At 47.0% G+C, this 20417-nt stretch carries 33 protein-coding genes; 32 read left to right on the forward strand and 1 reads right to left on the reverse strand.

All coding sequences use genetic code 11. The features are described from left to right. The first annotated feature begins 6 nt into the window (after positions 1-6). The 26 genes from rplV to rplQ all read left to right on the forward strand — a co-directional run bounded on the left by rplV (position 7) and on the right by rplQ (position 13729). The gene (gene rplV / locus ACLTOQ_RS10265) at positions 7-396 is read left to right on the forward strand and encodes a 50S ribosomal protein L22 (RefSeq protein ID WP_021915970.1); all 390 of its coding nucleotides are present in this window, start codon (positions 7-9) and stop codon (positions 394-396) included. Positions 397-407: 11 nt separating this feature from the next. Then, positions 408-1064 carry a 30S ribosomal protein S3 gene (rpsC, locus tag ACLTOQ_RS10270; RefSeq protein WP_021915971.1) on the forward strand — a complete coding sequence of 219 codons (657 nt, stop codon included), beginning with the start codon at positions 408-410 and terminating at the stop codon, positions 1062-1064. A gap of 2 nt (positions 1065-1066) precedes the next feature. Then, the gene (gene rplP / locus ACLTOQ_RS10275; RefSeq protein WP_021915972.1) at positions 1067-1504 is read left to right on the forward strand and encodes a 50S ribosomal protein L16; all 438 of its coding nucleotides are present in this window, start codon (positions 1067-1069) and stop codon (positions 1502-1504) included. Next, a complete protein-coding gene (gene rpmC, locus ACLTOQ_RS10280; protein ID WP_021915973.1) occupies positions 1494-1703 on the forward strand; it encodes a 50S ribosomal protein L29 in 210 nt (69 codons plus the stop codon). The genes rplP and rpmC overlap by 11 nt, the downstream gene beginning before the upstream one ends. 23 nt (positions 1704-1726) lie before the next feature. Beyond that, positions 1727-1981, forward strand: coding sequence for a 30S ribosomal protein S17 (gene rpsQ, locus ACLTOQ_RS10285; RefSeq protein ID WP_021915974.1), 255 nt, complete (start codon positions 1727-1729; stop codon positions 1979-1981). A 36-nt stretch (positions 1982-2017) separates the two neighbouring features. Further along, positions 2018-2386 (forward strand): 50S ribosomal protein L14, encoded by a 369-nt coding sequence (rplN, locus tag ACLTOQ_RS10290; RefSeq protein WP_021915975.1) that lies wholly within the window; start codon positions 2018-2020, stop codon positions 2384-2386. 12 nt (positions 2387-2398) lie between these two features. Continuing rightward, the gene (gene rplX / locus ACLTOQ_RS10295) at positions 2399-2713 is read left to right on the forward strand and encodes a 50S ribosomal protein L24 (protein WP_021915976.1); all 315 of its coding nucleotides are present in this window, start codon (positions 2399-2401) and stop codon (positions 2711-2713) included. Positions 2714-2736: 23 nt separating this feature from the next. Further along, positions 2737-3276: a 50S ribosomal protein L5 gene (rplE, locus tag ACLTOQ_RS10300; RefSeq protein ID WP_021915977.1), complete on the forward strand. Its 540-nt coding sequence runs from the start codon at positions 2737-2739 to the stop codon at positions 3274-3276. 19 nt (positions 3277-3295) lie between these two features. Further along, entirely contained in the window at positions 3296-3481 is a 186-nt protein-coding gene (locus ACLTOQ_RS10305; protein WP_021915978.1) for a type Z 30S ribosomal protein S14, read from the forward strand. A gap of 29 nt (positions 3482-3510) precedes the next feature. Beyond that, entirely contained in the window at positions 3511-3912 is a 402-nt protein-coding gene (gene rpsH / locus ACLTOQ_RS10310) for a 30S ribosomal protein S8 (RefSeq protein WP_117960409.1), read from the forward strand. Positions 3913-4121: 209 nt separating this feature from the next. Continuing rightward, complete coding sequence (rplF, locus tag ACLTOQ_RS10315; RefSeq protein WP_021915980.1) at positions 4122-4664, forward strand: 50S ribosomal protein L6; 543 nt, start codon at positions 4122-4124, stop codon at positions 4662-4664. Positions 4665-4684: 20 nt separating this feature from the next. After that, entirely contained in the window at positions 4685-5053 is a 369-nt protein-coding gene (rplR, locus tag ACLTOQ_RS10320) for a 50S ribosomal protein L18 (protein ID WP_021915981.1), read from the forward strand. A gap of 17 nt (positions 5054-5070) precedes the next feature. Continuing rightward, positions 5071-5580: a 30S ribosomal protein S5 gene (gene rpsE / locus ACLTOQ_RS10325; RefSeq protein ID WP_021915982.1), complete on the forward strand. Its 510-nt coding sequence runs from the start codon at positions 5071-5073 to the stop codon at positions 5578-5580. Between the two features lie 17 nt (positions 5581-5597). Further along, positions 5598-5783 carry a 50S ribosomal protein L30 gene (gene rpmD / locus ACLTOQ_RS10330; RefSeq protein WP_021915983.1) on the forward strand — a complete coding sequence of 62 codons (186 nt, stop codon included), beginning with the start codon at positions 5598-5600 and terminating at the stop codon, positions 5781-5783. Positions 5784-5802: 19 nt separating this feature from the next. Further along, on the forward strand, positions 5803-6243 hold the full coding sequence (gene rplO, locus ACLTOQ_RS10335; protein ID WP_021915984.1) for a 50S ribosomal protein L15: 441 nt from the start codon (positions 5803-5805) through the stop codon (positions 6241-6243). Then, positions 6244-7557, forward strand: coding sequence for a preprotein translocase subunit SecY (gene secY, locus ACLTOQ_RS10340; RefSeq protein WP_021915985.1), 1314 nt, complete (start codon positions 6244-6246; stop codon positions 7555-7557). A gap of 104 nt (positions 7558-7661) precedes the next feature. Then, a complete protein-coding gene (locus tag ACLTOQ_RS10345; protein ID WP_021915986.1) occupies positions 7662-8303 on the forward strand; it encodes an adenylate kinase in 642 nt (213 codons plus the stop codon). A gap of 33 nt (positions 8304-8336) precedes the next feature. Further along, positions 8337-9089 (forward strand): type I methionyl aminopeptidase, encoded by a 753-nt coding sequence (gene map, locus ACLTOQ_RS10350; protein ID WP_021915987.1) that lies wholly within the window; start codon positions 8337-8339, stop codon positions 9087-9089. A gap of 11 nt (positions 9090-9100) precedes the next feature. Further along, positions 9101-9379 carry a KOW domain-containing RNA-binding protein gene (locus ACLTOQ_RS10355; RefSeq protein WP_021915988.1) on the forward strand — a complete coding sequence of 93 codons (279 nt, stop codon included), beginning with the start codon at positions 9101-9103 and terminating at the stop codon, positions 9377-9379. A gap of 3 nt (positions 9380-9382) precedes the next feature. Continuing rightward, positions 9383-9601, forward strand: coding sequence for a translation initiation factor IF-1 (infA, locus tag ACLTOQ_RS10360; protein ID WP_009256116.1), 219 nt, complete (start codon positions 9383-9385; stop codon positions 9599-9601). Positions 9602-9952: 351 nt separating this feature from the next. Continuing rightward, complete coding sequence (gene rpmJ, locus ACLTOQ_RS10365; RefSeq protein ID WP_021915989.1) at positions 9953-10066, forward strand: 50S ribosomal protein L36; 114 nt, start codon at positions 9953-9955, stop codon at positions 10064-10066. Between the two features lie 374 nt (positions 10067-10440). Next, complete coding sequence (gene rpsM, locus ACLTOQ_RS10370; protein WP_021915990.1) at positions 10441-10809, forward strand: 30S ribosomal protein S13; 369 nt, start codon at positions 10441-10443, stop codon at positions 10807-10809. Positions 10810-10838: 29 nt separating this feature from the next. Next, positions 10839-11237, forward strand: a complete 399-nt coding sequence (gene rpsK / locus ACLTOQ_RS10375; protein WP_021915991.1) for a 30S ribosomal protein S11 — start codon at positions 10839-10841, stop codon at positions 11235-11237. A 149-nt stretch (positions 11238-11386) separates the two neighbouring features. After that, on the forward strand, positions 11387-11977 hold the full coding sequence (rpsD, locus tag ACLTOQ_RS10380; RefSeq protein WP_021915992.1) for a 30S ribosomal protein S4: 591 nt from the start codon (positions 11387-11389) through the stop codon (positions 11975-11977). A 50-nt stretch (positions 11978-12027) separates the two neighbouring features. After that, positions 12028-12987, forward strand: coding sequence for a DNA-directed RNA polymerase subunit alpha (locus tag ACLTOQ_RS10385; protein ID WP_117960405.1), 960 nt, complete (start codon positions 12028-12030; stop codon positions 12985-12987). 205 nt (positions 12988-13192) lie between these two features. Further along, a complete protein-coding gene (gene rplQ / locus ACLTOQ_RS10390; protein ID WP_021915994.1) occupies positions 13193-13729 on the forward strand; it encodes a 50S ribosomal protein L17 in 537 nt (178 codons plus the stop codon). 220 nt (positions 13730-13949) lie between these two features. Here the strand turns inward: rplQ and ACLTOQ_RS10395 are convergent, their stop codons facing one another. Further along, positions 13950-15326 carry an MATE family efflux transporter gene (locus tag ACLTOQ_RS10395; RefSeq protein WP_337425706.1) on the reverse strand — a complete coding sequence of 459 codons (1377 nt, stop codon included), beginning with the start codon at positions 15324-15326 and terminating at the stop codon, positions 13950-13952. A gap of 356 nt (positions 15327-15682) precedes the next feature. Between ACLTOQ_RS10395 and ACLTOQ_RS10400 the strand changes: the two genes are divergently transcribed. From ACLTOQ_RS10400 to rpsI, 6 genes are all read left to right on the forward strand, one after another. Continuing rightward, positions 15683-16582, forward strand: a complete 900-nt coding sequence (locus ACLTOQ_RS10400; RefSeq protein ID WP_021915996.1) for an energy-coupling factor transporter ATPase — start codon at positions 15683-15685, stop codon at positions 16580-16582. Positions 16583-16589: 7 nt separating this feature from the next. Next, complete coding sequence (locus ACLTOQ_RS10405; protein ID WP_117960402.1) at positions 16590-17447, forward strand: energy-coupling factor transporter ATPase; 858 nt, start codon at positions 16590-16592, stop codon at positions 17445-17447. Next, on the forward strand, positions 17444-18247 hold the full coding sequence (locus ACLTOQ_RS10410) for an energy-coupling factor transporter transmembrane component T (protein ID WP_337425707.1): 804 nt from the start codon (positions 17444-17446) through the stop codon (positions 18245-18247). Before ACLTOQ_RS10405 ends, ACLTOQ_RS10410 begins: the two co-directional genes overlap by 4 nt. Continuing rightward, positions 18247-19008, forward strand: coding sequence for a tRNA pseudouridine(38-40) synthase TruA (truA, locus tag ACLTOQ_RS10415; RefSeq protein WP_412271467.1), 762 nt, complete (start codon positions 18247-18249; stop codon positions 19006-19008). Before ACLTOQ_RS10410 ends, truA begins: the two co-directional genes overlap by 1 nt. A gap of 259 nt (positions 19009-19267) precedes the next feature. Further along, entirely contained in the window at positions 19268-19696 is a 429-nt protein-coding gene (gene rplM, locus ACLTOQ_RS10420; RefSeq protein WP_021916000.1) for a 50S ribosomal protein L13, read from the forward strand. 29 nt (positions 19697-19725) lie between these two features. Beyond that, the gene (rpsI, locus tag ACLTOQ_RS10425; RefSeq protein ID WP_117960398.1) at positions 19726-20121 is read left to right on the forward strand and encodes a 30S ribosomal protein S9; all 396 of its coding nucleotides are present in this window, start codon (positions 19726-19728) and stop codon (positions 20119-20121) included. Positions 20122-20417: the final 296 nt, after the last annotated feature.

Below are 20417 nucleotides of genomic sequence, written 5' to 3' on the forward strand. Positions count from 1 at the left end.
TTATTCATGGCTAAAGGACATAGATCTCAAATTAAGAGAGAAAGAAATGCGAATAAAGATACAAGACCTTCTGCTAAATTATCCTACGCAAGAGTGTCTGTAACGAAAGCTTGTTTTGTACTGGATGCGATCAGAGGTAAAGATCTGGAGACAGCACTGGCTGTTGTAACCTACAATCCCAGATATGCTTCCAGCCTTGTAAAGAAACTGCTGGAATCTGCAGCAGCAAACGCAGAGAACAACAACGGCATGAAGAGAGAAAACCTTTATGTTGCTGAGTGCTATGCAAACAAGGGACCTACGATGAAGAGAGTTAGACCGAGAGCACAGGGACGGGCTTACAGAATCGAGAAGAGAATGAGCCACATCACTGTAGTGCTTGATGAGAGAAAGTAGGAGGAACGATAATGGGACAGAAGGTTAATCCTCATGGTTTAAGAGTCGGCGTAATCAAAGATTGGGATTCCAGATGGTATGCAGACGCTGAATACGCTGATTATTTAGTAGAAGACTACAACATCAGAAAATTTTTAAAGAAGAAACTGTATTCTGCAGGCGTTTCCAAGATTGAAATCGAGAGAGCGTCCGACAGAGTAAAGGTTATCCTTTATACCGCAAAGCCCGGCGTTGTAATCGGTAAGGGCGGCGCAGAAATCGAAGTAACCAAGAAAGAGCTGTCCAAGCTGACAGATAAAAAGGTTCTGGTTGACATCAAAGAAATCAAGAGACCTGACCGCGATGCACAGCTGGTTGCTGAGAACATTGCACAGCAGCTGGAGAACCGTGTTGCTTTCAGACGTGCTATGAAGTCCTGCATCGGCAGAACCATGAAAACCGGCGCAAAGGGTATCAAGACTGCTGTATCCGGCCGTCTGGGCGGCGCAGATATCGCACGTACCGAGTTCTACAGCGAAGGTACTATTCCGCTGCAGACATTAAGAGCTGACATCGATTATGGATTCGCAGAAGCAGATACAACCTACGGCAAAGTTGGCGTTAAGGTTTGGATCTACAAAGGCGAGGTACTTCCTACAAAAGGAAATAAGGAAGGGAGCGATAAATAACTATGTTAATGCCGAAGAGAGTTAAACGTCGTAAACAGTTCCGCGGCACCATGGCTGGTAAGGCTATGCGCGGCAATACAATCACATACGGTGAATACGGCCTGGTAGCACTTGAGCCCTGCTGGATCAAGTCCAACCAGATCGAAGCAGCCCGTATCGCACTGACACGTTATACAAAGCGTACCGGTCAGGTTTGGATCAAGATCTTCCCTGACAAGCCGGTTACAGCTAAGCCTGCTGAAACTCGAATGGGTTCCGGTAAGGGCGCTCTGGAGTACTGGGTTGCAGTTGTTAAGCCGGGCCGCGTAATGTTCGAAATCGCAGGCGTTCCGGAGGAAGCTGCAAAAGAGGCACTTCGTCTCGCAATGCATAAGCTTCCCTGCAAATGCAAAATTGTGTCGAAAGCTGACTTGGAAGGCGGTGTAGCAAATGAAGTCTAAAACCTATGTAGATGATTTAAAGAATAAAACAGCTGCTGATCTCGCACAGGAACTGACAGCTGCCAAGAAGGAACTTTTCAATTTAAGATTCCAGAACGCAACAAACCAGCTTGACAATACTGCTCGGATCCGCGAAGTTAGAAAGAACATCGCCAGAATCCAGACAGTGATGACACAGAAAGCCAAGGTTGCAGAGTAATATCCAGAAAGGAGTAAACGAACGTGGAACGTAATCTGAGAAAAACACGTACCGGTAAGGTCGTTAGCAATAAGATGGACAAGACAATCGTTGTTGCCATTGAAGATCATGTAAAGCATCCTCTTTACAAGAAGATCGTAAAAGAGACTTACAAGCTGAAGGCACACGATGAGAACAACGAGTGCAACATTGGTGACACCGTGAAGGTGATGGAAACAAGACCGCTGTCCAAGGACAAGAGATGGAGACTTGTTGAGATCATCGAAAGAGCGAAATAATCTACGGCAAGTAATTAAGTTGGAAGGAGAATTATTATGATTCAACAGGAAACGAGACTGAAAGTTGCCGATAACACAGGTGCCAAAGAGATTCTGTGCATCCGCGTTATGGGTGGCTCTACCAGAAGATATGCGAATGTAGGCGATATCATCGTTGCCAGCGTTAAAGATGCAACACCCGGCGGAGTTGTAAAGAAGGGCGACGTTGTAAAGGCTGTTGTAGTTCGTTCCGTAAAGGGCGTTCGTCGTAAAGACGGTTCTTACATTAAGTTTGACGAGAATGCTGCTGTAATCATCAAAGATGACAAGACCCCCAGAGGAACTCGTATCTTTGGGCCAGTAGCTCGTGAGCTTCGTGACAAGCAGTTTATGAAAATTGCTTCTCTGGCTCCGGAAGTATTATAAGGAGGTGCCTTTATGTCTACCATGAAAATTAAAAAGGGCGATACTGTAAAGGTCATCGCCGGCAAAGATAAAGACAAAGAAGGAAAAGTTGTTGCCGTAGATAAGAAGAACGGCAAGGTAACTGTTGAGAAAGTCAACATCATTACCAAGCACACAAAGCCTTCTGCAGCAAACCAGAATGGCGGAATTATCCAGAAGGAAGCTCCCATTGATGCATCTAACGTAATGTATCTTCACAATGGGAAAGCAACCCGTATCGGCTTCAAGGTAGAGGACGGCAAAAAGGTTCGTGTTGCAAAGTCCACAGGCGAAGTAATCGATAAATAATTCCGAGGAAGGAGGCTATAAGCGTGAGCAGACTGAAAGACTTATATAAAGACGAGATCGTAGATGCTATGATCAAGAAGTTCGGCTATAAAAACATTATGGAAGTTCCGAAGCTTGACAAGATCGTCATCAACATGGGTGTTGGTGAAGCAAAAGAGAATGCCAAGGTTCTGGATTCCGCAGTAAAGGATCTTGAGACAATTACTGGACAGAAGGTTGTTCTTACCAGAGCGAAAAATTCCGTTGCTAACTTCAAAATCCGTGAGGGTATGCCGATCGGATGCAAGACAACACTTCGCGGCGAGAAAATGTATGACTTCATGGATCGTCTGGTTAACCTTGCACTGCCTCGTGTCCGCGACTTCCGCGGCGTGAGCGCAGATTCCTTCGACGGCAGAGGCAACTATGCTCTGGGCGTTAAGGAACAGCTGATTTTCCCTGAAATCGAATATGATAAGGTGGAAAAGGTTAGAGGTATGGACGTCATCGTAGTTACCACAGCGAAGACAGATGAAGAGGCACGCGAGCTGCTGAGACTGTTCGGCATGCCTTTCGCGAAGTAAGAAGGAGGTAAATGTATTCATGGCTAAAACAGCAATGAAGATTAAGCAGCAGCGTACACCTAAGTTCTCTTCCAGAGAATACACACGTTGCAAGATTTGCGGCCGTCCCCATTCGGTTCTGAGAAAATACGGAATCTGCAGAATTTGCTTCCGTGAACTGGCATACAAGGGACAGATTCCTGGCGTAAAGAAAGCAAGCTGGTAAGAGCTGGTAAGAGAAGGAGGTAAATCACAATGACAATGAGCGATCCTATTGCAGATATGCTTACAAGAATCCGTAATGCAAATACTGCAAAACACGATACAGTAGATGTACCTGCGTCCAAAATGAAGCTGGCTATTGTACAGATCCTGCTGGATGAAGGCTATATTAAAAAATATGATATTCTGGATGAAGGTTCTTTCAAGACCATCCACATCACTCTGAAATACGGTGAAGATAAGAACGACAAGATCATTTCCGGTATCAAGAGAATCTCCAAACCCGGCCTGCGTGTATACGCTGGTAAGGAAGAGCTTCCCCGCGTACTGGGCGGTCTTGGTATCGCAATCATTTCCACCAACCAGGGTGTTATTACCGATAAGAAAGCAAGAGAGCTGCAGGTTGGCGGCGAAGTTCTGGCTTACATCTGGTAAAAAAATGAAGAGTAATTCTAAGATGACAAAATACGTCATCTAAGAATTACTAGGCTTCATAAGACGAAAAGAATTTCTAATACGTCATAATACGCCGCATAAGAAATTCTAAAGTTTCGTCTCCGAGAATGCTTTGCATTCTCCGGGTGGAAAAAACCAAGAGATAACTGGTAATCCTATCAATTATTCTATATTATGGAGGTACGGGCATGTCACGTATAGGAAGAATGCCAATCGCGATTCCTGCAGGCGTAACTGTAGAGGTTGCAGAAAATAATAAAGTGACTGTAAAAGGTCCCAAAGGAACACTGGAAAGAGTGCTTCCTGAAGAGATGACAATTAAACTGGAAGATGGACACGTTGTTGTTACACGTCCCAACGACTTAAAGAAAATGAAATCCCTGCATGGTCTGACCAGAACACTGATCAACAACATGGTTGTTGGTGTTACAACCGGCTACGAGAAGAAGCTGGAAGTAAACGGTGTAGGTTACAAGGCTGCTAAAGCAGGCAAGAAGCTGACATTATCCTTAGGTTATTCCCACCCCGTTGAGATGGAAGATCCCGAAGGTATCGAAACTGTACTGGACGGTCAGAACATCATCATCGTAAAGGGTATCGACAAAGAAAAGGTTGGCCAGTTTGCAGCTGAGATCAGAGACAAGAGAAGACCGGAGCCTTATAAGGGCAAGGGTATCAAGTATGCTGATGAAGTTATCAGACGCAAAGTTGGTAAGACTGGTAAGAAATAACGGATAAGGAGAGTGTAAAAATGGTTAGTAAGAAATCAAGACAGGTCGTTCGTGAGAACAAGCACAGAAGAATGCGTAACCGTTTCAGCGGCACTCCTGAGAGACCGCGTCTGGCCGTATTCAGAAGCAATAATCATATGTATGCTCAAATTATCGACGATACCGTTGGCAAGACTCTGGCAGCTGCTTCCACCCTGGAAAAGGATGTAAAGGCTGAACTGGAGAAGACCAATAACGTTGATGCTGCGGCATATCTGGGAACTGTTATCGCAAAACGCGCTCTGGAAAAGGGTATCACCGAGGTTGTATTTGACCGCGGCGGCTACATCTACCAGGGTAAAGTTGCAGCTTTAGCTGAGGCAGCCAGAGAAGCTGGCCTGACATTCTAGGAAGGAGAACACATCAGATGAGAAGAACAATTATTGATACGACAAATCTGGAGTTAACAGACAAAGTCGTTTCCATCAAACGTGTTACCAAGGTTGTAAAAGGCGGCCGCAACATGCGTTTCACAGCTTTAGTAGTAGTAGGCGATGGCAACGGACATGTAGGTGTAGGTCTGGGCAAATCCATTGAAATTCCGGAAGCAATCCGTAAGGGTAAAGAAGACGCTGCAAAGCATCTGGTATCCGTTGCTCTGGATGAGAACAATTCCGTTACACATGACTTCCTCGGCAAGTATGGTTCTTCTACCGTTCTGCTGAAGAAAGCTCCTGAAGGTACTGGTATCATCGCTGGCGGTCCTGCCCGTGTGGTTTGCGAGCTGGCTGGTATCAAGAATATCCGTACCAAGGCGCTGGGCTCCACCAACAAGCAGAATGTCGTTCTGGCAACCATTCAGGGATTAAGCCAGATCAAGACTCCTGAAGAAGTAGCAGCTAAGCGTGGTAAGTCTGTAGAAGAGATCATGGCTTAATCAAGGAGGAGACAAAAATGGCAGAGAAGAATTTAAAGATCACTTTGGTTAAGTCCCCCATCGGTGCAGTGCCGAAGCACAGAGCAACCGTAGAGGCTATGGGTCTTACCAAAATGCACAAGACTGTTATCATGCCTGATAACGCGTCTACCAGAGGCATGATCCAGAAGGTTGGATATATGCTGAAAGTAGAAGAAGCATAAAAAGAGGAGGTGTCAGGAAATGGAATTATCTAACTTACAGCCCGCAGCTGGTTCCGTACACAGCGATAATTTTAGAAGAGGCCGTGGCCATGCTTCCGGTAACGGTAAGACAGCAGGTAAGGGCCACAAGGGTCAGAAGGCACGTTCCGGTGCTCCGAGACCGGGCTTTGAAGGCGGCCAGATGCCTTTATACAGACGTATTCCTAAGAGAGGCTTCACAAACAGAAACTCTAAGGATATCGTTGCAATCAATCTGAGTGCACTTGAAGTATTTGAGAACGGTGAAACCGTAACTGTTGAGACACTGCTCGAGAAGGGTATCGTAAAGAACCCTGAGGACGGCGTTAAAATTCTTGGAAACGGAGAATTTACCAAAAAGCTCGATGTAAAAGCAAATGCATTCAGTGCATCCGCAAAGGAAAAGATCGAGGCGCTTGGTGGAACTGCAGAGGTGATGTAAATGCTTACTACCCTGAAAAATGCGTTTAAGATCAAGGAGATCCGTAAGAAGCTTCTGTTCACCTTCCTGATGCTGGTAGTCATTCGTATTGGCTGCCAGCTCCCGGTACCGGGTGTAAACAGACACTTCTTCTCCAATTGGTTCGCGGCGCAGACAGGAGATACGTTTAGCTTTTTCAATGCGTTCACCGGCGGTTCTTTCGAGAACATGTCCCTGTTCGCATTGAACATCACCCCTTACATCACATCATCGATCATTATTCAGCTTTTAACGATTGCGATCCCGAAGCTGGAAGAAATGCAGAGAGATGGGGAAGAGGGGCGTAAAAAACTGACCTCCATTACAAGATATGTGACGGTTGGTCTGGCATTGATCGAGTCTGCTGCTATGGCGATCGGTTTCGGACGCCAGGGTCTGATGGATGACTTCAATGCGCTTAACGTAATTACTGTAATTGCCGCGTTGACAGCAGGAAGTGCATTCCTGATGTGGATCGGCGAGCGTATTACGGAAAATGGTGTGGGCAACGGTATTTCTATCGTGCTGACCATCAATATTATTTCCCGTATGCCCAGCGATCTGTCCAGTCTTTATCAGCAGTTTGTAAAAGGCAAGGCAGTTGCTGTAGGAGCGCTTGCTGCAGTTATCATTCTGGCGATCATCGTCGGAATGGTAATTTTGGTTATCATTTTAAATGATGCTGTACGGAAGATTCCGGTACAGTATGCCAAAAAAGTACAGGGCCGCAAGATGGTAGGCGGACAATCCACCTTTATTCCCTTAAAGGTAAACACCGCAGGTGTTATCCCGGTTATCTTCGCGCAGTCGATTCTGCAGATTCCGATCATCATTTCTCAGTTGACCGGATACAAAGGAACAGGTCCGTGGGCTTATATCCTGCGCGGCTTGAATTCCAGCTACTGGTGCAAGCCCAGTGAACTGGTATACTCCATCGGACTGATCGTGTATATTGTAATGGTGATCTTCTTCGCCTACTTCTATACATCGATTACCTTCAATCCGCTGGAAATTGCCGACAATATGAAAAAGCAGGGCGGTTTCATTCCGGGTATTCGTCCGGGTAAGCCTACCAGCGATTATCTGAACAAAATTCTGAATTACCTGATCTTCATCGGTGCCTGCGGTCTTACGATCGTATGCGTACTCCCTTATGTATTTAACGGAGTATTCGGTGCAAGTGTTTCCTTCGGCGGAACGAGCCTGATCATTATTGTCAGTGTACTGCTGGAAACCTTAAAGCAGATCGAATCCCAGATGATGGTTCGGAATTATAAAGGATTTTTAAATGACTAAACGGCTGTCTGCATAACAGACGGTCCGGATTCGGGCGGGGACAGGACGGCGACGTTTCTGTCCCTGTCTGCATTCTACAAAAAAAACAGCGGAGGAAAGAGATCATGAAGATTATCATGTTAGGCGCGCCTGGAGCAGGCAAAGGAACTCAGGCAAAAATGATCGCAGATAAGTACGGAGTACCCCATATCTCCACCGGCGATATTTTCCGTGCAAATATTAAAAACGGCACTGAGCTGGGCATGGAAGCAAAAAAATATATGGATCAGGGGCTGCTGGTTCCGGACGAACTGACAGTTCGCATTCTGTTAGACCGTGTTGCACAGGACGACTGCAAGAATGGTTATGTTCTGGACGGTTTTCCGCGTACCATTCCTCAGGCTGAGGTTCTGGACAGCGAGCTGACGAAGCTTGGAGATCATATTGATTACGCAATCAACGTAGATGTACCGGATGAAAACATCGTAAAGAGAATGTCCGGACGCCGTGCATGCCTGACCTGCGGCGCTACCTATCATATCGAGCATGTACCTCCGAAGAAAGAGGGCATCTGTGATGTATGCGGCAGCGAACTGGTGCTTCGTGACGACGATAAGCCGGAAACCGTAAAGAACCGTCTGAACGTTTATCACGAACAGACACAGCCCCTGATCGACTTCTACACCGAAAAAGGTGTATTAAAGACTGTGGACGGTACCGTTCCGATGGAAGAGGTATTTGCTGCAATCACCGCGATTCTGGGCTGATGAGAGCGGATGTCAGCATTTTGGAGGGGAACTATGGCCGTTTCAATTAAATCTGCAAGAGAAATCGAACTGATGAGGGAGGCCGGAAAGCGCCTTGCTCATGTGCATCAGGAGCTGGAAGCGATGATTGCGCCCGGCATTTCCACCTGGGAAATTGATGCAAAGGGAGAAAAACTCATCAGAGACTGCGGATGTATCCCGAATTTTCTCCATTATAATGGATATCCTGCTTCTATCTGTGTTTCCGTCAATGACGAAGTCGTGCATGGAATCCCGAGAAAGGACCGTTATTTAAAGGAAGGCGATATTGTCAGCCTGGATGCGGGACTGATCTATAAGGGCTATCATTCCGACGCGGCGCGGACACATGCGGTCGGCAAGGTGAGCACAGAGGCACAAAAGCTGATGGATGTAACAAAGCAGAGCTTCTTTGAAGGCATCAAAATGGCAAAGGAAGGACAGCACCTGCATGATATTTCGAGAGCCATTGAGGAGTATGTTACACCCTATGGCTACGGAATTGTGCGGGATCTGGTTGGCCATGGAATCGGAACAGCGCTTCATGAAGATCCGCAGATTCCCAACTATGCACAGAAAAGAAGAGGCGTCCGCTTACAGGCGGGCATGACGCTTGCGATTGAGCCGATGATCAATGCCGGAACCTGGCAGGTACGATTCCTGCGGGATGGCTGGACGGTCGTTACAAAGGATGGCTCCTTGTCAGCGCATTACGAAAACACGATTCTGGTGACCGATGGGGAACCGGAGATCCTGACGTTGTATTAAGGAGGACACAGATGGTCGGTAAACTGGCAGTTTCCCTGGCGGGACATGATAAAGGAAGCATTTTTCTGGTGATCCGGGAGGATGGGGATGTTATCTGGCTGGCAGACGGAATCAGCCGTCTGTATCAGTCACCCAAACGGAAAAAAAGAAAACACGTTCAGCTGGTTTTAAACGGAGGGATGGACAGCAGCGAGCTGGAGGATCTTTTCCAAAACCCGGCGGACGCGGATACGAAAATCAAACGCTGCATAAAACTTTATAGTATGGAGAAAGCAAACGAACGGAGGTAAGATATGTCGAAAGCAGATGTTATTGAAATCGAAGGCACAGTAGTGGAAAAGCTGCCCAACACCATGTTTCAGGTAGAACTGGAAAACGGTCACAGAGTTCTGGCACATATCAGCGGTAAGCTGAGACAGAACTTCATCCGTATCCTTCCCGGCGACAAGGTGACACTGGAGCTGTCCCCTTACGATCTTTCCAAGGGAAGAATCATCTGGAGAGATAAATAAGAAAAATTTCAGTCCCCGGCGGCATCTTTGCCGCCGAGGATTTTTTATCGTATAGGAAACTTCGTTTCCATACGATAAAAATGCTCCGCGAGGATGCATAAGCGGTGGAATGGATTTTGCTGCTTATGCGACCCATCGCAGGCTGGTACCTTTTTATAAAAAAAGGGCAGAAAAACCCGGAAAAACTGGTGTTTTTTTGCCTCAAAATGGTTGCAAGTATTGAATTTTCATGCTACAATAGGTAACGGTCTTTTTGGAAGGAGGTCGGTCAGAACGCTTCGAAAAGGCGATCTGATCAGGATTCTTGCCGGATTCCGCGGGTGCGGAGGACGGTAGAAATGGAGGTTAAGAATGAAAGTAAGAGCATCCGTAAAACCGATTTGCGAAAAGTGCAAAGTCATCAAAAGGAAAGGTTCCATCAGAATTATCTGTGAGAACCCCAAGCACAAACAGAGACAGGGTTGAGTAGTTCTTTCTAATTTAATTAATTGGAAGAAAACGATTTACCCCGTCGCATCTAAGACGGCTGGCAGCGGATTGTTACTAAGGTCCGCTTGAAAATAATTGAACGTAGTAGAGCACATTTATTACGGGAGATTACTTTTTGATACCGAAAAGAGACCTTTATCCAAAGGTCGGGAACGGCTGTGTGAAGAAACAGAATGTGTAAAGCACATCGTTTCCGCACGGAGCAATCTGTGAGAGAGTATCGGAAAGACCGGTTTACCGGTTGGGTACATGGTACCCCAGTCAATTAGTAACTATTATTTGAAGACGCACAGGAAAGAGTTGGCCTGTGCAGCTGTGCGCATTGCGCACACAGAATGGAGGAAATGTAAATGGCTCGTATTGCAGGTATTGACTTACCCAGAGAAAAACGTGTTGAGATCGGCCTGACCTACATTTACGGTATCGGCAGACCCAGCGCAACAAAGATTTTAGCTCAGGCAGGTGTTAATCCCGACACTCGCTGCAGAGACCTGACAGACGATGAGGTTAAGAAGATCAGCGAAGTGATCGACGAAACCATGACTGTTGAAGGTGATCTGAGAAGAGAGATCGCACTGAACATCAAGAGACTGCAGGAAATCGGCTGCTACAGAGGCATCCGTCATCGTAAAGGCCTTCCGGTTCGTGGTCAGAAGACAAAGACCAACGCAAGAACAAGAAAAGGTCCTAAGAGAACTGTTGCAAACAAGAAAAAATAATTCAAACAAGGGAAAGTAGGTTAGTTTAAATGGCAAACAAGAAAGTTACCAAAAAAGTGACAAAAAAGCGTGTCAAGAAAAACGTTGAACACGGACAGGCACATATTCAGTCTTCTTTCAATAACACAATCGTTACTCTGACAGATGCTGAAGGTAATGCTTTAAGCTGGGCTTCTGCCGGCGGTCTGGGATTTAAGGGTTCAAGGAAATCTACTCCGTATGCAGCGCAGATGGCTGCAGAAACAGCTACAAAGGCAGCTTTAATCCATGGATTAAAGACCGTAGATGTTTTTGTAAAGGGACCGGGTTCAGGCCGTGAGGCTGCAATCCGTGCGCTGTCCGCATGCGGTCTGGATGTAGTCAGCATCAAGGATGTGACTCCTGTTCCGCATAACGGCTGCCGCCCGCCCAAGCGTCGTCGCGTTTAATCGACGCTTTGCAGAATCTGACCGGGAAGCTCCCGGTTTCAGATGGCTGCTGCATATTCCCATCGTTGGAATAGACACAAATCAGAAGTAGGTTGGATGAAGACACGGCAGAAGCCGTGCTGTAAACAATAATCAGGAGGATTATAAAAATGGCAGTAAATAGAGTCCCTGTTTTAAAGAGATGCAGATCCCTTGGACTGGAGCCCGCATACCTGGGTTATGATAAGAAATCTAACAGAACCGCCAGAACAGGCAAGAAGATGAGTGAGTACGGTCTGCAGCTGAGAGAGAAGCAGAAAGCAAAATTCATCTACGGCGTTCTGGAAAAGCCTTTCCGTAACTACTACAAGAAGGCAGACAGAATGAAAGGCATGACCGGTGAAAACCTGATGACCATGCTTGAGGCTAGACTGGACAGCGTTGTTTTCCGTATGGGCTTCGCAAGAACCAGAAGAGAAGCAAGACAGGTTGTTGACCACAAGCACATTCTGGTAAATGGCAAGTGCGTAAACATTCCTTCTTACCAGGTAAAGGCTGGTGACGTGATCGAAGTGAAGGAAAGCGCTAAGACCATGCAGAGATACAAGGACATCCTTGAGGTAACTGCAGGAAGACTGACTCCCGAATGGATGGATGTAGAAAAAGAAGCATTCAAGGGCACTGTTAAGCAGCTTCCTACCCGTGAAATGATCGATGTTCCGGTAGACGAGATGCTTATCGTCGAGTTGTACTCCAAATAATTAGAAGATAACTGTCCATCTCAGATTGTTCATAAAGGAGGGTATTTACAGTGTTTGATTTTGAAAGACCCAATATTGAGGTTGCCGAAATTTCCGAAGATAAGAAGTATGGCAAGTTCGTGGTGGAGCCTCTGGAAAGAGGATATGGAATTACCCTGGGCAATTCGCTGAGAAGAATCATGTTGTCTTCCTTACCCGGTGCAGCAGTTAGCCAGGTGAAAATCGAAGGCGTGCTGCACGAGTTCAGTTCCATTCCCGGCGTGAAGGAAGATGTAACTGAGATCATCATGAATATCAAGTGTCTTGCAATCAAGAACAGCAGCGAGACCAATGAGCCTAAGACCGCATACATTGAGTTTGAGGGCGAAGGCGTGGTACACGCTTCCGATATTCAGGCTGATCAGGATATCGAAATTCTGAATCCGGATCTTGTCATCGCTCATTTGAGCGGTGGCAAGGACTGCAAGCTTTACATGGAGCTGACAATCACCAAGGGCAGAGGATATGTAAGTGCTGACAAGAACAAGAGCGATGATCTTCCGATCGGTGTTATCGCTGTTGATTCCATTTACACTCCCGTTGAGAGAGTAAATATGGCAGTACAGAATACCCGTGTCGGTCAGGTGACAGACTATGATAAGCTGACCCTGGATGTTTATACGAACGGCACACTGGCTCCCGATGAGGCTGTCAGTCTGGCTGCGAAGGTACTCAGCGAGCACCTGAGCCTGTTCATCGATCTTTCGGAGAATGCCAAGACCGCAGAGGTTATGGTAGAGAAGGAAGATGACGAGAAGGAAAAGGTATTGGAGATGAGCATCGATGAGCTTGAGCTCTCTGTTCGTTCTTACAACTGCCTGAAGCGTGCTGGTATCAACACGGTTGAAGAGCTGATCAATAAGACCCCGGAAGACATGATGAAGGTTCGTAATCTGGGCCGCAAATCTCTCGAAGAAGTACAGGCAAAAATCAGCGAGCTGGGTTTCCATTTCAGACCCAGTGAGGAGTAAGGCAAATTCAGAAATGGGTTTGTGCAGCCGGTGAACACCGGTTGACTCTAAAAGCTATATCGCATTTTGTAAATAGGAAAGTTCGGTCGGCGGTAAGTCCAAAAGGCACGTCCGGTCGCAAAACATGATTGGCGTAAACAAACATTCGGTGAGTAAGACCAAAGGGCATGGCCGGATGTACCAGGATTGAAAGGAAAATAATACAATGGCAAAGTATAGAAAATTAGGCAGAACATCTGATCAGAGAAAGGCTCTGTTAAGAAGCCAGGTAACCAGCCTGCTGTACAGAGGTAAAATCGTTACCACTGAAGCTAAGGCAAAAGAAATCCGTAAGATCGCTGAGGGCATCATTGCGCTGGGCATCAAGGAGAAAGATAACTTCGATACCGTTACTGTTACTGCTAAGGTTGCCCGCAAGGACAAAGACGGCAAGAGAGTAAAAGAAGTTGTAGATGGCAAGAAGGTTACCGTTTACGATGAAGTTCAGAAGGAGATCAAGAAAGATCAGCCTTCCAGACTGCATGCAAGACGTCAGATGCTGAAAGTATTCTATCCTGTTACTGAGGTTCCTGCCGCAGCAGCTGGTAAGAAGAAAAACACCAAGAAGATCGATATGCCTGCAAAGGTATTTGATGAAATCGCTCCCAAGTACGCAGACCGTAAGGGTGGTTACACCAGAATCGTTAAGATCGGCCAGCGTAAGGGCGATGGTGCAATGGAAGTTGTACTGGAGCTGATCTAATCAGAGATTTTTCAAATTAAATGATGGTATGTTTTCCGATCGGAGAGCAAATCATTCTGAAGAAATGGAGAGCCGGATAAGACGGCGGACTGAAAATGTCTGTCGAGTTTATCCGGCTCTTTTTAATTCGTGATAATAGAATGCTCGCTCTGCGCCTCGGCGCGAGAATGTGCCAAGGCACATTCTTTTTTATCGATCGCTATTTTTACAAGGACGGCCCTCACAGGCGAAGCTGTGAGAGACGTCCTTCTCCTTTGAGATATTTTTTATAGATCAGGAAGAAGGCAAGACTGGAAGAGAAGAAGCAAAGCGTGTCTGCAATGGGTTCCGCGTAAAAGCACATCCTTGCAGCGAAAAAGAGGGGAAGCAGACAGGTCGCTGCAAAATACTCGCTTTTCCGCAGCAGGGATAAAAACAGGGACAGCTTTGTCAGGCTCATGGCAGTCAGGGCATCTACAAAGACATACTGGAAGCTCAGCGGGATAACGCCGAGGGTAAAGACCTGAATTCCCCAGACAGAAAGAGATGCGTATTCCGGGTTTTGGGTGAAAATTCGGACAAAATACTGCGGAACAAAACGGGACAGCAGGAACATAAACGTCGTAAAACCGATGCATAAAAGCAGGACGCAAAGTACAATTTTGCGGATGCGCTCAACCTTTCCGGCACCCATGTTGAAGCTGATGAGGGGCTGGGAGCCTCCGGTGATGCCGAGCATCGGCGAGGTGATGAGCAGCATGTAGCTCTGTACGATGGTTGCGCAGGTGATGAGAGTGTCTCCGTATTCCGGACCGCCAAAATGCTGCAGGACTGCATTTAGGGCGATGATGATCACGCTGTCGGTTGCAAGAATTAAAAAGGGAGAAAAGCCCATTTTCAGGATGCGTACTGCGGTAGAACGCCGGATCGGTGCCAGTGTCAGGGGAATGGGCATTTTTTTCTGTTTCAGCGTCAGCAGGACAAAAACACAGGAAGACAACTGCGCGAGGACGGTAGCGAGGGCAGCACCTGCAATATTCATATGCAGCAGAAAGATAAATACGGGATCCAGTACGATGTTGACAATCGCTCCGATCAAGGTTGTTGCCATCCCAAGCCCCGGATATCCCTGCGCGGTGATGAAATAGTTCATGCCCATGGACAGCAGGGCGAAGAACGTGCCGAGTGTATAAATCGTCATGTAGGTATTGGCGTAGGGAAATGTTGTTTTGCTTGCACCGAACCATTGAAGAAGCGGAGCTTTCAGCAATAGAAACAAAATGGTAAGTGCAGCGGAAAAAACGAGCAGCATGGAAAAGCTTGTACCAAGGAGATTTTTTGCTTTTTCCTGATCCTTTGCTCCGAGACGCATCGAAAACAGGACGGAGCCGCCGATACCGATCAGTGTTGCAAAAGAAGAAAGCAGCGTGATGACGGGCGCACAGATGCCGGCGCCTGCCAGGGAAACATCTCCGATCTGCGGGATATTTCCGATATAAATGCGATCAACGATGCTGTAAAGAACGTTGACAAACTGCGCGAACATAAAGGGGATCGAGGTTCGCAGAACCAGTCCCGGTACAGAGTCGTTTCCGAAATCATTAGAGTGTTTTTTCATAAGAATGCTTCAATCCTATATAAAAGTGTTTATGCGGACGGGTGTATTTTGCCGGAGATGAAGAAAATTTCAACAAGGATCATGCCGATGATGTTCGTCGAAAACCCGGTACGCAGGATGATTATACAGCAGTGTGATAAAAGCCGCAACAGGATTGTCCTTGCCATTCAGGAGGTGTGCTGTTAAAATGGAACAGGATTGACCCCGATTTTTCTGGAAACATTGAAACAGCAGGCATTTGTGCAGACGGGAAGAAGCTTGAAAAATAAAATTATTCAAGCTCGAGATTTGTATCTGCGTGCACTTGACACAAACTCGGCATGCGCAAAAAGCGTGCTCAGAAATGAGAGGAAAACATGAGCATTATAAAGACGAAACATTTAAGTTATCATTATATCCGTCACGATGAGGAAGGCAATGTGGAGGGAGAGGTTCCAGCGGTAAAGGATGTAAATCTTTCGGTGGAGCCGGGCGAATTTATTGCGATCCTGGGACATAACGGTTCCGGAAAGTCGACGCTGGCGAAGCATTTTAATGCGCTTTTGCTGCCGTCGGAGGGATGTATTGTTGTGGATGGCATGGATACGGCAGATGAGAACCATACCTGGGATGTGCGCAGCACTGCCGGGATGGTATTTCAGAATCCGGACAATCAGATCATCGGGCAGGTCGTGGAGGAGGATGTTGGCTTCGGACCGGAAAACCTCGGTGTGCCGACAAAGGAAATCTGGGAACGAGTGGAGGAAAGCTTAAAAGCAGTCGGAATGTATGAATATCGAAAATATTCTCCGAATAAGCTTTCCGGCGGACAGAAGCAGCGCGTTTCCATCGCAGGCGTGCTTGCAATGCATCCGAAATGTATTGTGCTGGACGAGCCGACGGCAATGCTGGATCCCAACGGGCGCAAAGATGTCATAAGGGCGGCTCGTGCACTGAATGACGTGGAAAATGTCACGATCATCCTGATTACCCATTATATGGAAGAGGTTATTTATGCCGACCGGGTGTTTGTAATGGATGAAGGCAAGGTTGTGATGCAGGGAACGCCGCGGGAGATCTTTTCCCAGGTGGAACGGTTGAAGCATTTGCGTCTGGATGTACCGCAGGTTACATTACTCGCCTATGAGCTGCAAAAGAGCGGACTGAAGCTGCCGGATGGCATTCTGACAGCACAGGAGCTGACGGAGGAGTTAAAAAAGCTGTGTACAGGCAGTAAAACAGGCGCATCGGATAACAGACAAATGCCTGTAAAGTGAGGAAACAATGGGATTAAAACTGGAGCATGTAAGTTATTTATATGGAACGGATACGGAGCTTTTGGTGCGTGCGCTGGATGATGTGAATCTGGAAATTCCGGACGGTCAGTTTATCGGACTGATCGGCCATACCGGTTCCGGAAAATCGACGCTGGTGCAGCATCTGAACGGGCTTTTAAAGCCGTCAGAGGGAACGATTCTTTTTAACGGTGAAAATATCTGGGCTCAGGATTATTCGAGAAAGACGCTGCGCAGCAAGGTCGGGCTGGTTTTTCAGTATCCGGAGCATCAGCTGTTTGAAACGGATGTATTTGCGGATGTCTGCTATGGCCCCAAAAACCTCGGGCTGGAGCAGGGGGAGATCGAGCGGCGTGCAAAAAAGGCACTGGAGCTGGTGGGTTTTCCGGAAGAATTTTTCGGACAGTCCCCGTTTGAGCTTTCCGGCGGACAAAAACGGAGAGTGGCAATTGCAGGTGTGCTCGCAATGGAGCCGGATATTTTGGTGCTGGATGAGCCGACAGCAGGACTTGATCCGAAGGGCAGGGACGAAATATTAGGGCAAATTTCTCATTTGCAGAAGGAAACAGGCATCAGCGTGGTGCTGGTTTCCCACAGCATGGAAGATGTGGCGAATTATGTGGAGCGCATTATTGTGATGAACAAGGGAAAGGTGATGTTCGATGACGTACCGCACCGGGTTTTTTCCCATGTAAAGGAGCTGGAGGCAGTCGGACTTGCCGCACCGCAGGTGACCTATATTCTGCACCAGCTAAAGGACAATGGCTTTGACGTGGATCCTTCTGCGACAACGATTGAGGAAGCAAAGGAGACGATTCTGCAGGCAGTGAGGAAGAACAGCAAATGATTAGGGATATTACACTTGGACAATATTATCAGACGGATTCCGTGCTGCATAGGCTGGACTGTCGGGTAAAGCTTGTAGGGACGCTTGCATTTATCATTTCCCTGTTCGTTGTGAATAACGTATGGGGATATCTGCTGGCGGCAATGTTTCTGGCACTGTGCATTCGGTTATCGAATGTGCCCTTTAAATTCATGGTAAAAGGTATGAAATCAATCGTATTTCTGATGCTTTTTGCGGTTGTGTTTAACCTTTTTCTGACTCCCGGAACTCCGGCTGTGACGATCTGGAAGTTGAAAATCACATGGGAAGGCATTGAGATGGCATCCAAGATGGCAGTTCGTCTGGTAATGCTGATCATCGGTTCATCGCTGATGACCCTGACAACTACGCCGAATCATCTGACGGACGGCCTGGAAAGCCTGTTGAATCCGCTTAAAAAATTTAAGGTGCCGGTGCACGAGGTTTCCATGATGATGTCTATCGCGCTGCGCTTTATCCCGATTTTGCTGGAAGAGACAGACAAGATCATGAAAGCACAGATCGCGAGAGGCGCGGATTTTGAAAATGGAAGTCTGATCCAGCGGGCAAAGGCGATGGTTCCTTTGTTAGTGCCGTTGTTTATCGCTGCGTTTCGGCGCGCAAATGACCTTGCCATGGCGATGGAAGCCAGATGCTACCGCGGCGGCGAGGGGAGGACAAAGATGAAGCCGCTCGTTTATCGAAAGCAGGACTATATGGGCTATGGAGTTCTGGTCGCCTATCTGGTGGCAGCGGTTCTGATCGGGAGGGTGCTTCTGTAATGGAGACGATGGAAATACGAAAAAAGCGCCGCATTTGTCTGGTGGTAGCATATGACGGGACAAATTATCAGGGGTGGCAGATACAGCAAAATGGCAATACCATCGAAGCGGAGTTAAACCGTGCGCTGTCTGCCCTGACAAAGGAACCAATTGAGGTTTCCGGTGCGAGTCGTACGGATTCCGGTGTCCATGCGCGCTGCAATTACGCGGTATTTGATACCGCTGTCCGGATGCCCGGGGACAAATTTTCCTACGCATTGAACCAGCGTTTGCCGGAGGATATCCGGGTTCGAAAATCCTATGAGGTTTCACCGCACTGGCATCCGCGTAAGTGCAGCAGTAAAAAAACATATGAATACCGGATTTTCAATGACGAATTTCCGGATCCGCTCTGCCGACTGTATACACATTTTACCTATACAAAGCTGGATATAGACAGGATGAATGCGGCAGCAGGATATCTTATCGGAGAGCATGATTTCAAAAGCTTCTGCAGTATTCATACGCAGACGGAGACCACGGTTCGGACGATCACAGATCTTTCGGTAAAAAAAGAGGGCAGCCTGATCACGATCCGGGTGACCGGTACAGGATTTCTTTATAATATGGTACGGATCATTGCAGGAACGTTGATAGAGGTCGGGAACGGCAAATACCCGCCGGAGCATATAAAAGAGATCCTCCAGCACTGTGACAGAAGCTGTGCCGGACCGACTGCCCCAGCACGGGGACTGACGCTGGTGGAGTATGAGTTTTTGTGATGCAAGGATTTTCAGGACGAAAGGTTTCAAGAATGCAAGGCGGTTTGTAACTGCATGAAAAGTGTTGTAAAATAGCGAAAAAATCTAATAAAAAAAGATTGACACAAGAGGTTGTGTAGCATATAATTATCAAATGTGGCGGTCTGAAAATGTTTTACCTGCCCCGGAAAAGCATTTTATCAAAAACAGACCTGTATTCGTTCAATTCCCGGTTCGGATACGCGCAGCGAATGACCTGTAGATTGTATGGAGGTACACTATGAAAACATTTATGGCTAACCCGGCTAAAATTGATAGAAAATGGTATGTAGTAGACGCAGAGGGCAAGACCCTTGGCCGTCTGGCATCTGAAGTAGCTAAAGTACTGAGAGGCAAGAACAAGCCTGAGTACACCCCTCACGTTGATACCGGCGATTATGTAATCGTTGTGAATGCAGAAAAGATCCATGTAACAGGCAAGAAGCTGGATCAGAAGATTTATTATCATCATTCCGACTATGTTGGCGGTATGAAGGATGCAACTCTGAGAGAAAAGCTGAACAAGAAGCCTGAGCAGGTTATTGAGTTAGCAGTGAAAGGAATGCTTCCCAAGGGACCTTTAGGAAGACAGATGTTCACCAAACTTCACGTTTATGCTGGTCCTGATCACAAGCATGAGGCACAGAAGCCTGAAGTACTGACATTTTAACTAAAGGATCGAAAAGGAGGAATTAGAAAATGGCTAACGCAGCAAAATATTACGGAACTGGAAGAAGAAAAAGCTCCATTGCCAGAGTATACCTGGTACCCGGCAACGGCAATGTGACAATCAATAAAAGAAGCATTGATGAGTATTTCGGTCTGGAAACTCTGAAAGTAATCGTTCGTCAGCCTCTGACAGCTACTGATACAGCTGACAAGTTCGACGTTCTCGTTAATGTTAAGGGCGGCGGCTACACCGGTCAGGCTGGTGCAATCCGTCATGGTATCGCAAGAGCACTGCTGGAAGCAGATGCAGACTTCAGACCTGTTCTGAAGAAAGCTGGCTTCCTGACACGTGATCCTCGTATGAAGGAAAGAAAGAAATACGGTCTCAAAGCAGCTCGTCGCGCTCCGCAGTTCAGCAAGAGATAATCGACTGCTCAGACTATATCAAAAGGTTTACAAAACCCCGGAAAATCAAGGTTTTCCGGGGTTTTCTTATACCTAAACGGGTGACAAAAGTTTGCCCTCATTTGACCAAACGAGAGCCGTTTTCACCCAATTTTTAGTGGTCCGCAAGTGGTTAACTGGCCAAAAAGAGGGGGAAGTGGTTCCCAAAGTGGTTAACCGAGAGCCGATTTTTGGAGTGCTTTTCAGCCCTCCTTCCTCTCGCTTTTTGGCTGTGGCAGTTTGGCATAGTTTGAGCTAATTTGAATAATTGAATATGA

It is taken from the genome of Gallintestinimicrobium sp., assembly GCF_046968865.1.
In the GTDB taxonomy this organism is placed as follows: domain Bacteria; phylum Bacillota; class Clostridia; order Lachnospirales; family Lachnospiraceae; genus Gallintestinimicrobium; species Gallintestinimicrobium propionicum.